Origin of the sequence: Amycolatopsis sp. NPDC058986 (assembly GCF_042741125.1) — a bacterium.
Taxonomy (GTDB): domain Bacteria; phylum Actinomycetota; class Actinomycetes; order Mycobacteriales; family Pseudonocardiaceae; genus Amycolatopsis.
The window spans coordinates 273,037-286,276 of record NZ_JBHYJW010000001.1; the positions used below are offsets into that span (position 1 = coordinate 273,037).

The window sequence follows — 13,240 nt, forward strand, 5'->3', positions numbered from 1 at the left end:
GGCGGCCCCCCCCCGGCGCCCCCCGCCACCCACCCGTGCCCCCCACCGTCCTGGGTCCGCGCCCACCGCGCCGTTCGGGACGTTCATCGTCGGCAACGGAGCGTTCGCGACGTCAGGACCGGTCCGGAAGCAGCGCGTGCGTGCAGTACACGAGCCCCTTGCAGTTCGTGTCGATCATCCGGTCCCAGTCGTCGAGGCTCGCGGCGTGCGCCGGTTCCAGCCCCAGCGCCAGCCCGGCGTTGTTCACCAGCACGTCGACGTCGTCCAGCGCGGCGAGAGCCCGCTGCGCCGCTACGCGATCCCGCACGTCCAGTTCGAGCGGCCGGACACCGTCCAAGGTGGCCAGACGCTCCGTACGCCGTGCGGCGCCGATGACCTCCGCGCCTTCGGCGGCGAAGCGGCGCGCGATCGCCGCGCCGAAACCACTGCTCGCGCCGGTGACGAGCACCTTCACGACGCCACCTCCGCCAGCAGTTCTTCGAGCGCGGAGTTGAACACATCCGGCCGCTCCAGGTTCGGCATGTGCGCGGCTCCCGGTACGACCAGCAGGCGGGCCCCGGGAATCCGGTCGTGCAGCAGCCGCGCGTCGGCGAGCGGGGTGAACTCGTCCTGTTCGCCGACCACCACCAGCGCCGGGACCCGCACCGTGGCCAGCATGTCCACATAGGACGGACGCTCGGCTCTGCCGCGCAGTGCCGCCGCCGCGCCCTCCGGTGGCGCCGCGCGCATCATGCCGGCCACCAGTTCGGCGGTCTCGGGGTTGTCCCGGCTGACCATCCTGTACCGCACTTCCTCGGCGTAGCCGGACATTCCTTCCCGGAGCAGCCGATCGGCCATCTCGTCGCGGGCCCGTACCCCGTCCGGCGTCTCCGCTTCGGCGCTCGTGTCCGCGAGCACCAGCGCGCGCACTCGTCCGGGGAAGAGCCGGTGGAACTCCAGGACGATCTGCCCGCCCATGGACAGGCCGCCGAGGACGACGCGTTCGATGCCGAGGTGGTCGAGCAGCGCGGCGAGGTCCTTGGCGAACACGTCCAGCGGTGTCTTGCCGGGCACCACGGTGCTGGCTCCGTAACCGCGCAGGTCCGGGGCGAGTACCCGGTGGCGGGCGCCGAAGTGCGCCAGCTGCGGGCGCCACATCGAGCGGTCGAACGGGTGGCCGTGGACCAGCAGGATCGGCTCGCCCTCGCCGCGCTCGTCGTACTCCAGGTTGATGCCGTTCACGTGCATCGATGCTCCCTCCGCCTGGTTGACGCCACCACGCTATCGAGAGCACTATGTCGGTGCAATGAAAACAATGTACTCGGAGCAATGAGGGTGAACGTGCCGGATTACCGCAGAGTGGCCGACGCGATCGCGGCCGACATCGCCGCCGGCCGCCTCGCTCCCGGCGACCGGCTGCCACCGCAGCGCCGGTTCGCTCGCATGCACCGCATCGCGAACTCCACCGCGGCCAGGGTGTACGGCGAACTGGTCCGGCGTGGCCTCGCGGTCGGCGAGGTCGGCAGGGGCACGTTCATCCGTGCCGGTCAGGACGGCGTGGAGCCGGCGCTGGCCGAACCGGCGGACGCGCGCGTCGACCTGGAGCTGAACTTCCCCGTGCTGCCCGGTCAGCCGGCGCGGCTGGCGGAGAGCCTCGCGGGCCTCCTGCGCGCGGACGCGCTGGGGGAGGCGCTGCGCCCGGCGCAGGTCGTCGGCACGCCCGCGGCCCGGGAGGCCGCCATCGCGACGCTGTCGCGCGCCGGCTGGACGGCACCGCCTCCGCTGTTCGCCGGCAGCGGCAGGCAGGCGATCGCGGGGGCCATCGCAGCGCTGGTGCCCGTCGGGGAACGGCTCGGGGTCGAGGCGATCACCTATCCGGTGGTGAAAGCCGTGGCCGATCGCCTGGGGGTCGCGCTGGTCCCGCTCGAGACGGACGGCGAGGGCGTGAGTCCGGCCGCGATCCGCGCCGCGGCGCCGTTGCGCGCGGTCTACCTGCAACCCACGCTGCACAACCCGCTCGGCGTGACGATGCCCGAATCGCGTCGCGCCGAAGTGGCTCGCGTGCTCAGGGAACTGGACTGCTACGCGATCGAGGACAGCATCTATGCCTTCCTTCGCGAGGAGCCAGCGCCGCTCGCCGCGCACGCTCCCGAACGCACCGTCCTCATCGACAGCCTGTCCAAGCGGCTCGCACCGGGCCTCACGATGGGATTCGCCGTCCCGCCCGCTTCGCTGTACGAGCGCGTGGCCGCCGCGTTGCGTTCCGGTGGCTGGGTCGCTTCCCGGTTCGCGATGGAAGCGGGAACGCGCTGGCTGGCCGATGGCACCGCGGCGGAAATCGCGCGCGACAAACGAAAAGACGCCGCGGATCGCCAGCGACTGCTTGCCGAGCGTCTCGCCGGCTTCGACGTCCGTGCCGACTCCGGCGCCTACCACTGCTGGTGGGAACTGCCCGCGCCGTGGCGTGCCGAGACGTTCGTCGCCGCGGCCGCCCGGCACGGCATGGCGATCACCCCGGCGGCGGCGTTCACCGTGGGGTCCGGGCACGCACCCAATGCCGTGCGTCTCGCATTGTCCGCCCCGCCACGGGAAATCCTGGCGCACGCGCTGGACACGCTCGCCGCGCTGGCGCGCAGCGACGCGGACGACACCGCCGAATTCTGAGGTCCGCGGCGGCAGTCCGGTACGGGCGTCCGTCTAAACTGGACGGGTGCCCCTCGTCGAGATCACCTACGCGCCCCACGTCCCGGAAAATCTGCTCCGCGAACTGGCGGAATCCTTGCCCCACCTCGTTTCCCTCGCCGTCGAGTGCCCGGAAGAGCCCTACGACGGCGATCTGCGGCCGGGTGACGTCGAACTGCGGTTCCGCGGTCTGGGGCCGTTCGACCGCGGCGGTCTCGACGTGGTGATCGAGGTGCGGTCCAAGTGGTTCGAGAGCCGGGCCCGTGATCGGCAGGAGCGCGTCGACCGGTTGCACGAGAGTGTTGCGGCCGCGACCGGGCTGCGCGACTTCGGGATCTACCTGTCGCTGCCGGTCGCGGCGTGGGCCCAGAGCGAATGACCGGCCTTCACCCCGCCGCTGTGCTGCCGCGGAACGCCCGCCGGTAGGCGCCCGGGGTCGTGCCCACCAGCGCGTGGAAGCGACGGCGCAGGTTGACCGCCGAGGCGAGGCCGACGCGGGCCGCGATCGCGTCCACCGGGAGATCCGTGTTCTCGAGCAGCGTGCGGGCCTCGGTCACCCGGCGGGACAGCAGCCATGCGCCGGGGCTCGTGCCGAGCTGGCAGGCGAAGCGCCGCGCCAGCGTGCGCGGCGAGACGTTGAGGTGCGCGGCAAGGTCGACCACCGACAACGGCGTGCCGAGCCGCGCGCTCGCCCACGTGAGGAGGCCGTTCAGCGCGTCCGCGGCCGGTGGGGACGGCACGTACTGCGTCTGGCCGCCGTCGCGGTGCGGCGGCATCACCATGTGCCGCGCGAGGAGAGCGGCGTGCGCGGCGCCGTGATCCGTGCGGACGAGATGCAGGCACAGGTCGAGCCCCGCGCCCGCTCCCGCGCTCGTGGCGACGTCGCCGTGGTCGACGTAGAGCGCGTCCGGCGTCACGCTCACCTCGGGGAACTCCCGCCGTAACCGCTCGGCGTTCGCCCAGTGCGTGGTCGCCGAACGACCGTCGAGCAACCCGGTGCGCGCGAGCGCGAACACGCCGGAGCAGATCGTGACGAGCCGCGCGCCACGGGCGTGTGCGCGCAGCAGCGCACGGCGTACGCGGGCGGAGAGCGGTGCCTCCACAGGCGCCCAGCCCGGGATGATCACGGTGTCCGCGGTGGCGAGCGCCGACAGGCCACGGGACACGGACATGGTGTAGCCCGCCGAGGTCGGTACCGGCCCCGGTGTCTCCGTGCACACCTCGAACTCGTAGTGCCGCGGCACTTCCGCCCGGTCGGTGCCGAACACCTCGGCGGCGCAGCCCAGTTCGAACGTCGACTGCACGGGCCGCACCAGGGCCACCACACGATGCATGGCAAGAAAGTACCCCATGGCGTCTTTTCCGACACTGTCCCGCGACGGTTCGCGCGCGGCACCGTGGTGGCATGCACCCCGAGATTCTCGCCCAGGAGGGCTACACCGCCGTCTCCGCCAAGGACGCCCCCGTCCGTGAGCTCTTCCCCGGCATCCGGCTCCGTACACTGTGGACAGGGGCGAATGGCGCACACGCTCACGTGCTGGAGATGGACCCGGGCACGTCGTGGCCGCACCGCGACGTCCACGAGCCCGGACCGGAGGAGGTCTATGTGGTCGCGGGCACGTTCAATGACGGCGCGCGCGACTACCCGGCCGGGACCTTCCTGCACGCTCCGGCGGGCTCGTGGCACGTGCCCGCGACCACCAGCGGCTGCACGCTGTTCCTCTTCTACCCGGAGGGTTAGCCCCGGGAATCAGCCGTAGAAGTGGATGTAGCGGAAGGCGGAGGCGTCGATGTCGTGGACGAGGTAGTGGCCGTCGCCGGTCCAGTTGTAGTCCTCCACGGTCACCGTGTCGCCGTGGACGCTGTCGACGATGGCGACGTGGCCGTAGCGGCCGTTGTCGGTCTGGGCGATGGAGCCCGCGGTGGGAGTATTGTCGACGCGGAATCCGTTGTTACGGGCGTTGTCGTCCCAGTATTTCGCGTCCCCGTAGTTCGCGGCGCTCTTGCCGTGGCGGGCGATGTTGAACGCGGCCCAGGAGACGCACTCGCGGTTGTACATGTTCCAGTCGTCGATGACCGAGTCCTGCGGGACGTTGCGCCATTTCGCCGGGTAGATGTCGCCGATGGCGCCCGCCGTCGCGGACGCCGGGACGGTTCCGTACTCGGCGGCCATCGACACCGGCTGGGCGGCGGGCGCGGCGGCGGCGGCGGTGGTGGTGGTTCCGGTGACGGCGAAGGCGAAAAGGGCGGCGAGGGTGAGCACGGCACGAGACGGTCGGCGCATGGTGAGGCCCTTTCTGAATGGGGAAGGGGGAGAATGCGCCGTGACCGTAAGCCGAAGATCAGGTCTGGCCCAGACCTTTGTGGACTATTCGTGCCGTCGGCGTCGAATTCGCTGGTCGCGGCCCGCTGTTCACAGAATTGCCGCCCCAGCGCCAGCTCGCGCCCCAGATACCGGGACGGACGTCGCGCAGGGCCAGCGTCGCGACGTGCGTGGCGCCGACGGCCAGCGGGCTGCCGGGATGCTGGGGGCCGTCCGGGCCGCGTTGCTCGTACGAGCGGACGTCGGCGGGAATCCGGTGTCCGAAGTGGACTTGGCAGACGTATTCCTTGACCGGCCTGGTGAACCGGCGGTGGTAGTGGTCGATGGGGGAGCGCGGCGGGAGGCGGATTTCGTAGTCCACGACGGTCACCTCGCCCATCGCCAGCGGGTGTTCCAGCCGTAGCTCCCCGGCGACCATGCCGGTGTCCCGGTCCACGCAGACGACCCCGAGCCGCGCGGAACGGACGTAGCGGTAGCACGGGCCGGCGGTCAGGGGCGAGTCCGACTGGTAGTAGGTCATGAGCCGGTCGACGCCGTCGACGGTGGCTTCGGCGACCATCCTGACCTGTAATGATCTTTCGCGGCCCTGTTCGTCGAGGGTCATGCGGTCGTGGATCGACCAGAACGACAGCTGACCGTCCGGTGGCGGCCGCAACTCGCCGGACATCGCCCGCAGCTGCGGCCACAACCGGCGGCGTTCGATCCGGACCGCGGGTTCGCCGAGCCAGCGTCCTCGCGGCGCCTTCGGCCCGAGCCGCGACGTCAGCGTCCCCGTCGCGAGCCCCAGCACCGATTCGAGGTGGGTGACGGCGAGCATGGACTTCTCGCGTTCCGGCTGTGATCGGCCGCTGCGCCAGTAGGAGAGCGCCGAACGCGAGAGCCGCACACCGCGCGCGGCGAGGTGGTGCTGGAGCCGATCGAGCGACAGCCCGGATTCGCCGATCGCGGCGTCCAGCGTGACCGCGAACGATCCGGGAGACGACCGAGTCACCTTCTCAGCATGATCAGCCGCACGTCGTTTCGGAACCGACGAAAGTCCTGGCCCGGCGCGGACCGCGGTACCCGACGAACGGCGCTGGTTCGCCGGAGCGGCGAGCGCGACAGTGGTCTCGTGCCGGGACCGGACGAGTCTTTCGCGAGCGCGCTGGACGCCGCCATCAGTGATGCCGGGCTGACGCTGGACCGGCTGCGTGAGCACCTGGCTTCCCGTGGGGTGCCGGTCTCGCGCAGCGCGCTGGCGTACTGGCGGCACGGACGGTCCAAACCGGGACGTGAGGCGTCGCTGCGTGCGGTGTTCGAACTCGAGCAGGTCCTGGGCCTGGCTTCCGGCACGTTGACCGCGTTGCTCGGGCCGGGAGAGGAGCGGCGGGTGCCGCGCGAACGGCGGGAACCGCTGATGGAGCGGCGCAGGCTGTGGCCGTCGGTGCGGCCGGTGTCGCTCGCGTTGAAACCGCCACCGGAGGATCAGGTGCGTTTCTGGTCCGTGCACGACGAACTCGTGGTCGGCGAGCGCCAGGAACGCCTGCTGCGCGTGCGGCTGGTCGCCGAGGCCACCGTGGACGGCGTGACGAGGATGCTGACGTACTACCAGACGGAAGACCTCGCCAGGCGGGCTCCCCGGTTCGCCGCCGTGCACTGCTGCCGGGTGGGCCGCGTCCGAGTGGACGCCGCCAGCGGGCTTCTGGTCGGCGAGCTCGTCTTCGACCGGGAACTGGCCGCCGGGGAGGTGGCCGCGGTGGAGTACGAACTGATGTTCCCGCGAGGCCGTCCCGTCGATGGCTACCACCGGAGACTCACCCGGCCGACCCCGGTGTACACCTGCCAGGTGCGCTTCGATCACCACGTACCGGAAAGCGTTTACCGGTTCGAACAACGTGACCTCGCGGCGCCGCGGCGGCGGGTGGAACGGGTGCGGCTGGGCGACGACCACGCCGTGACGCTGGCGGCGCGTGACGTCGGTGCCGGCATCGTCGGGACCAGCTGGACGTGGTAGCAATTCTGTGAACACAGGGGAGTGACCAGCGGTTATCCCGCTGCCACGGCGTGGTTTCCACAGCGCCTGGAGAAATCCGTGTCGCCGTTCTTACCGTCCGTAGTGCTGTATTCCCTCCTCATCACACCCCGGAGCAGCACATGCGAAAAGCCTCCCTGCTCGTGGCGGCCGTCCTCGCGACGGCGGCCTTCTCCCCGCCGGCGGCGTCGGCCGCGCCACCGCCGCTGGTCCCGCTCGGGACCGCACCCGCCGTTCCCGCCGGCGCCACCGCGGACAGCGCGGCGCTCCCCGGACGGATCACCGTCTCGGTCGCCCTCAAACCCCGGGACGTCGCGGGCGCCGAGCGATACGTCGCCGACACGGCCGACCCGAATTCCCCGGTCTACCAACGCTATCTGAGCGCCGCCGACTACACGGAGCGTTTCGGGCCTTCCCCCGGGGCTGTCGACCTGGTGCGGAAATACCTGGCCGGCAAGGGATTGCGTGTCGAGGACGTCACCGGCAACCGGCAGGTGGTCACCGCGTCCGGCACACCGTCCGAAGTGGAGAGTGCGTTCACCACCTCGCTTTCCGGCTTCCACTCGGCCTCCGGCGAACGCTTCTTCAACGCCACCAAGGGAACCGCGGTGCCCGGGGACGTCGCCGCGGTACTGCGCGGTGTCACCGGCCTGACCAACCGCCCGGCGGCGCACCGCGCGGGTGCCCCGGCGGGGCCGGGCGGGCCCGCCGGTGGCTACACCCCGGCCCAGCTGCGCACCGCGTACAGCATGACCGGCCTGTCCGGCGCCTACGACGGTTCGGGCGAGACGGTCGGGCTGATCGAGTTCGACACGTTCAAGCAGTCGGACATCGACGGCTGGACGCAGTACTTCAAGCAACCCGCCGTCACTCCGGAGCTGGTGAAGGTCGACGGCGGCGTGCCGAATCCCGGCAGCGACCAGATGGAGGTCACCCTCGACATCCAGGCGGTGGCCGCCACCGCGCCGAAGGCGAGGCAGATCGTCTACTCGGCGCCCAACTCCGATCAGGCGTGGGTGCACGAGATGGCGAAGATCGCCTCGGACAACAAGATCACGATCCTGTCCGGTTCGTGGCTCAACGGCGAGGTCTGCGAATCGGACCCGATCGCGGCCTCGCACGACTCCTATACCCAGCTCGCCGCGCAAGGCGTCACGATGCTGTCGGCGTCCGGTGACTGGGGCGGCACCGGCTGCGGCTACCGGGGCGACAACAAGACCGTCCAGGCCGATTACCCGGCCAGCGACCCGTTGTTCACCGGCGTCGGCGGCACGCAGCTGCGGACGTCCGACAGCGCCGGGACCTGGCAGTCGGAGTCGTGCTGGAACCAGGGCAGCAGCGGCAACACGCGCTCGGGCGGCGGTTACTCGAAGATCTACAGCCGTCCCGACTGGCAGCCGGGCACGAACCAGTACCGCTCGGTGCCGGACGTCTCGCTGCTGGCCGACTACGGCGCGGGCGCGTTGTCGGTGTACATGAACGGCGGCTGGCTCGACGTCGGCGGCACCAGCCTGTCCTCCCCGCTGTGGGCGGGTTACGTGGCGATGCTGAACCAGAAGTCGCTCGGTGGTGGGAAATCACGGCTCGGCCAGCTCAACCCGAGCATCTACCGGATCGCCGGGTCGGCCGACTACGCGAGCACGTTCCACGACGTGACTTCCGGCGGCAACGGCACCTACAACGCGGGCACCGGCTACGACCTGTGCACCGGCTGGGGCTCGCCGAAGGCGGACGCCCTGGGCACGAAGCTGCTCGGCGGTGGTGACACCCCGCCGCCGGCGAAGGACTTCACCCTGACCGCCTCGCCGTCCTCCGGCAGCGTGGCAGCGGGCAAGCCGGTGAGCACGACCGTCACCGCGAACGCCGTCACCGCGGCGTCGCCAGGTGCGTCGCCGAGTGTCGTGGGCGGTACCCCGACCACGACGGCCGAGCACCCGTTCATCATCTCGATGCGCCGGGAAGGCTCGGCGTTCCCCGGCCAGCAGTCCTGCACGGGCACGCTGTTCGGGCCGCGCACGGTACTGCTGGCCGCACACTGCCTGCTGGAGAAGCCGGGCCACAAGTGGTTCGTCTACGGCGCCGACGATCTGACCAAGGACACCGGCACCACCGCCGAGATCGCTTCGCAGTGGGTCCACCCGGCCTACGAGGACTGGCGGATCGGTGCCGACATCGCGGTCGTGACCCTCGACAAGGACATGCCGGTCCCGGCGGGCATCACCTATCCCAAGCTGAACACCGACCCAAGCCTGGAGGCGGCCGGGACGAAGGGACTCTCCATCGGCTGGGGCCAGATCGCCGCGAACACCTACAGCAACGTGCTGCGTCAGGCCGACGTCCCGGTCGCCGCGGACAACGCCTGCAAGGGCAAGTACGTCGACAACCAGGGGCGGGAGGAGTACAAGGTCCCGGCCATGCTGTGCACGGGTTACGCCGATCACCACGCGGGCGCGTGCATCGGCGACAGCGGCGGCCCGTACCTGGTGGGCAACACGGTCGTGGGTGTGTTCTCGTGGATGTCGACCTCGTGCGACTGGTACGCGGTCTACACCCGGGTCTCGACGTACGCCGCGGACGTCGCCCCGCACCTGCCCGGCGGCGACACTCCGCCACCGCCCGGCGCGATCAGCCTGACCGCGTCGGGTCTGCCCTCGGGCGCGACGGCCGTGTTCAGCCCGGCGAGCGTGGATCTCGGCGGGCACTCGACGCTCACCATCACCACGAGCGCCAGTACCCCGGCCGGGACCTACGACGTCACGATCTCGGGCAAGAGCGCGAAGTCCACGCAGACGGCGCGCTACAGCCTGACCGTGACCGGCGGGCCGGCCGCCGAGCTGAAGCTGACCGACCCCGGCACCCAGAACAGCCGGGTCGGCCAAGCGGTGAACCTGGCGTTGCAGGCCTCCGGCGGAACCGGCCCGTACCAGTGGTCGTCCACGGCGCCGCCGCCCGGCCTGAGCCTCGATCCGGCGAGCGGCGTCGTCTCCGGCACGCCGAGCAGGCCGGACAGCAGGCAGGTCACGGTGACGGTCGCCGACGCGGCGGGGAAGAAGGCCACTGCCTCCTTCTTCTGGTTCGTCTTCGGCTGAGCCTGTCGGGCGGTGCCACCCGGGGAGGAGTGGCACCGCCGTCCCGTCCCGGCACTGCGAGGACAGGATCCACAATGGACACCGGCTCCGCGCGGCACTGGGTCCTCATCACCAGTTCGGCGCTGTATCTGATCTGGCCCGCCGACGCCGAACCGCCCGCCGGATGGCGGCGCACCGATTTCGGCGGCACCATGGCGGAATGCGCGGCGGAGGCCGACGCGCTGTGGCGAGGCAGGCGGCCCGTACGGCCGCACCCGGCTCCGGATCCCGTCGTCCTGCCCGGCGACGACCTGTGCCGGGTGCGGGACCGCATGGTGGAGAACGTCTTGGGCGAACTGACGACGCGCCCCGCCGCCGTCCCGTATCTTCGCGGCGGATCGCGGGAAACCGTCGCCCGCCTGGTCGGGGAGATGCTGTCCCGATGCCTGGACGCGCTCGAACCCGGCGGGTCGTTGAGCGCGGGGACCGGTGCGCTCCGGCCGCGTCCCACCGAACCCGCGGCCGTTCGCTTTGTCGTGCTTCGCGAGGCCGGAAGTCTGGTCTGGCGCCAGCTCGCGGTGCTCATCGGTCCTCGCCACACGCCCCCGCGTGAGGTGTGTGCGGCGGCCGAAGCACTCTTCGACTGCTTCGTCGAGCTAGCGGAATGAGCTGACCAGCGCATCTGCGCAGGTCAGCCACACAGGGTGACCTGCCTGCACGCCCGTTTCCGGGGCACGCTAGAGTACTCACATCGCACTCCACGGAGTACGGACCCGGGCTGTGGCGCAGTTTGGTAGCGCACTTGACTGGGGGTCAAGGGGTCGCAGGTTCAAATCCTGTCAGCCCGACCGGAGGAAAACGGCCGCTTGGCGAGGGTGAAAGCCCTGGCCAAGCGGCCGTTTTCATTCCGGGCCTACCGGAGCCCCGCGTCGACGGCGTTCATCAGCACGCCGGTGTCGCCGGACATCTCCCAGGCCATGACGCCGAGGAGTCCCTTGGACTTCAGCCAGGCCATCTTCTTCCCGATGGACCACGCGTCGTCGAAGGTCCACCACTGCCCGTTGTTCCCGGTGTAGCAGTACGTCGCGATCGCCGGTTCCGCGTGGTAGACGGTGCAGTTGGGCACGCTCGCGACCAGGTTCGCGTAGCCGCGGGTGCCCGCCTCCTCGGCGAACTGACCCGGTGCGGCGCCGTTGGCCGATTGCCACGCGCCGTGTTTGCCGCCGTCGGCCACGCTCTGCCAGCCTCGCCCGTAGAAGGCGAGCCCGAGGGTGAGTCTTCGCGGATCGACGCCCGCGTCCGTGTACGCCTTGATCGCGCCCTCCACGCTGAAGTGGAACTTGTACGGATCCTCGGCGTCCACGTACAGGTTGCCCTGATGACCGGTGCGCAGCGGCTCCCACGAGTTGTCACTGCCGGACCCGTGGAAGTCGTAGCCCTGCACGTTGGCCACGTCGAGCGAGCTGAACACCTTCGGCAGTTCCCAGCCCGAGGCCACCTTCGCCGGGTCGGCGGGGGTGAAGGCGTGCAGCTGGTAACGCTTTCCGTTGGTCGAGCCGAAGGCGTCCAGCTGGGCGCGGAACTCGGCCAGCAGCGCGGTCAGGTTCTGCTTGTCGTTGACGTTCCAGTGGTTTCCGGCGTGACCGTCGCCGCTGGCCGGCCATTCCCAGTCGATGTCGATGCCGTCGAAGATCCCGGCCGCGGTGCCGGGCCCGCCCGCGCCGCCGTACGACGCGATGTTGCCCTTGATCCACGTGTCGATGCAGGAGCTGACGAACTTCTTCCGCGACGCGTCGGTGGCCGCCACGTCGGAGAAGTACTTCGAATACGTCCAGCCGCCCAGTGACACCAGGATCTTGAGGTCGGGGTGCAGTTTCTTGAGCTTTTTCAGCTGGTTGAAGTTGCCGCGCAACGGTTCCCAGCCGGTGTCGGCGACACCGTCGACGGACTGGTCGGCCGAGAACGGCCGCGAGTAGTCGGCTTCGGCGTCACCCGCTCCGTCGCCCTGGTTCGGGTCCTGCGGATTCGAGGTGGTGCCCTTCGTGACGCCGGACAGGCAGGTGAGGTTGACCGGGTCGATGTTCTCGAACGCGTACAGCAGATGGGTCAGTTTGTTCGCCGCGCCTGTGGTCTGGAGGTTCTTGACGAAGTACTGGCGGCCGTAGATTCCCCATTGGACGAAGTAGCCGACGCGGGCGTAGCCGGACACGATGTCCCCGGTCTTCGCGGTCACGGGCGTGCTCGGGGCGGACACGTTGTCGTAGCCGTCCTTCGCCCGCACGGTGAAGGTGTACGAAGTGGACGGTGCGAGGCCGGACACGGTGGCCGACGTCGTGGTCACGGTCGTGGCCAGGGTGCTGCCCTGATAGACGTCGTAGCCGACGACGCCGGTGTTGTCGGTCGAAGCGTTCCAGGCCAGCGAGACGCTGCTGGAGGTGGCGCCGGTCGACCGGACATTGCCCGGAGTGGACGGTGGCTGGGTGTCGGCGGCCGGATCGTTCGTGGTCACCGACGCGGGTGCGCTGGCGGCGGATTTCGTTCCCTTGCCGTCCTTCGCGACCACGGTGAAGGTGTAGGCCGTCTTCGGCGTCAGCCCGCTGATGGTCGCGCTGGTGCCGGTGACAGAGGTGGCGAGCGTCGTGCCTTGGTAGACGTCGTAACCCGTGACGGGGAGCGAGCCGGGGGCCGAGGCGTTCCAGCTCAGCGAGACCGTGGTCGTTGTCTTCGTGACCACGGACAGGTTCGCCGGCGCTGCGGGCGGGGTGTCCGGCGAGCCGTCGCAGTTGGCGTCGTCGATCCGGCACTGCGTGGGTTGAACCCCTGAGCTGAGGCGGAAGGTCGGGTTGTACGGGAAGGTCGAAGCGCCCGGCTGCAGCGTGGCGATGTAGTACGCGGGCGTGAGCGTGACGAGGTTGCCCGACTGTGTCACGGTGCCGTTCTCGCCGGTGCCGGCGGTGACCCCGGAGGGCAGCTGGAAGGTGATCGACCAGTTGCTGACGGCGGCGCTGCTGGTGTTCTTGACGGTGTAGGAGCCGTTCGTGCCGTCGAGCGCGAGTTGCGCGGTCAGGCGGCCGGCGGCCTGGGCGGGGACGGCGGACGCCGCGACGCCGCCCAGTGCGAGCAGTGCCGCGGCGAGTGCGGAGCGTAACCGAGGGGGAGTGCGTCTCATGCGGTTCT

General features: G+C 70.5%; 12 protein-coding genes and 1 tRNA gene. 7 read left to right on the plus strand and 6 right to left on the minus strand.

Annotated features, from left to right (window positions below; all coding sequences use genetic code 11):
- Positions 1–112: 112 nt before the first annotated feature.
- Both ACFW0G_RS01325 and ACFW0G_RS01330 read right to left on the minus strand, forming a co-directional pair.
- Positions 113–454: an SDR family NAD(P)-dependent oxidoreductase gene (locus ACFW0G_RS01325; RefSeq protein ID WP_378322617.1), complete on the minus strand. Its 342-nt coding sequence runs from the start codon at positions 452–454 to the stop codon at positions 113–115.
- Positions 451–1,227: an alpha/beta fold hydrolase gene (locus tag ACFW0G_RS01330; protein ID WP_378322618.1), complete on the minus strand. Its 777-nt coding sequence runs from the start codon at positions 1,225–1,227 to the stop codon at positions 451–453. The genes ACFW0G_RS01325 and ACFW0G_RS01330 overlap by 4 nt, the downstream gene beginning before the upstream one ends.
- 81 nt (positions 1,228–1,308) lie before the next feature.
- Between ACFW0G_RS01330 and ACFW0G_RS01335 the strand changes: the two genes are divergently transcribed.
- Both ACFW0G_RS01335 and ACFW0G_RS01340 read left to right on the plus strand, forming a co-directional pair.
- Positions 1,309–2,643, plus strand: a complete 1,335-nt coding sequence (locus ACFW0G_RS01335) for a PLP-dependent aminotransferase family protein (RefSeq protein WP_378322619.1) — start codon at positions 1,309–1,311, stop codon at positions 2,641–2,643.
- 46 nt (positions 2,644–2,689) lie between these two features.
- The gene (locus ACFW0G_RS01340) at positions 2,690–3,040 is read left to right on the plus strand and encodes a hypothetical protein (RefSeq protein ID WP_378322620.1); all 351 of its coding nucleotides are present in this window, start codon (positions 2,690–2,692) and stop codon (positions 3,038–3,040) included.
- A gap of 7 nt (positions 3,041–3,047) precedes the next feature.
- Here the strand turns inward: ACFW0G_RS01340 and ACFW0G_RS01345 are convergent, their stop codons facing one another.
- Positions 3,048–3,995, minus strand: coding sequence for a GlxA family transcriptional regulator (locus ACFW0G_RS01345; protein WP_378322621.1), 948 nt, complete (start codon positions 3,993–3,995; stop codon positions 3,048–3,050).
- Between the two features lie 71 nt (positions 3,996–4,066).
- Here ACFW0G_RS01345 and ACFW0G_RS01350 point away from each other — a divergent pair, with 71 nt between their 5' ends.
- On the plus strand, positions 4,067–4,402 hold the full coding sequence (locus ACFW0G_RS01350) for a cupin domain-containing protein (protein ID WP_378322622.1): 336 nt from the start codon (positions 4,067–4,069) through the stop codon (positions 4,400–4,402).
- A gap of 9 nt (positions 4,403–4,411) precedes the next feature.
- Here the strand turns inward: ACFW0G_RS01350 and ACFW0G_RS01355 are convergent, their stop codons facing one another.
- On the minus strand, positions 4,412–4,945 hold the full coding sequence (locus ACFW0G_RS01355; protein WP_378322623.1) for a CHAP domain-containing protein: 534 nt from the start codon (positions 4,943–4,945) through the stop codon (positions 4,412–4,414).
- A gap of 58 nt (positions 4,946–5,003) precedes the next feature.
- Positions 5,004–5,975 carry an XRE family transcriptional regulator gene (locus ACFW0G_RS01360; protein WP_378322624.1) on the minus strand — a complete coding sequence of 324 codons (972 nt, stop codon included), beginning with the start codon at positions 5,973–5,975 and terminating at the stop codon, positions 5,004–5,006.
- Between the two features lie 120 nt (positions 5,976–6,095).
- Here ACFW0G_RS01360 and ACFW0G_RS01365 point away from each other — a divergent pair, with 120 nt between their 5' ends.
- The 4 genes from ACFW0G_RS01365 (at position 6,096) to ACFW0G_RS01380 (ending at position 10,911) form a co-directional block, all read left to right on the plus strand.
- Positions 6,096–6,977, plus strand: coding sequence for an XRE family transcriptional regulator (locus ACFW0G_RS01365; RefSeq protein ID WP_378322625.1), 882 nt, complete (start codon positions 6,096–6,098; stop codon positions 6,975–6,977).
- A 140-nt stretch (positions 6,978–7,117) separates the two neighbouring features.
- On the plus strand, positions 7,118–10,084 hold the full coding sequence (locus ACFW0G_RS01370) for a trypsin-like serine protease (protein ID WP_378322626.1): 2,967 nt from the start codon (positions 7,118–7,120) through the stop codon (positions 10,082–10,084).
- A 74-nt stretch (positions 10,085–10,158) separates the two neighbouring features.
- Positions 10,159–10,731: a hypothetical protein gene (locus ACFW0G_RS01375; RefSeq protein WP_378322627.1), complete on the plus strand. Its 573-nt coding sequence runs from the start codon at positions 10,159–10,161 to the stop codon at positions 10,729–10,731.
- 106 nt (positions 10,732–10,837) lie between these two features.
- Positions 10,838–10,911, plus strand: a tRNA-Pro gene (locus ACFW0G_RS01380).
- Positions 10,912–10,976: 65 nt separating this feature from the next.
- Here the strand turns inward: ACFW0G_RS01380 and ACFW0G_RS01385 are convergent.
- Positions 10,977–13,232, minus strand: coding sequence for a glycosyl hydrolase family 18 protein (locus tag ACFW0G_RS01385; RefSeq protein WP_378322629.1), 2,256 nt, complete (start codon positions 13,230–13,232; stop codon positions 10,977–10,979).
- Between the last annotated feature and the right edge of the window lie 8 nt (positions 13,233–13,240).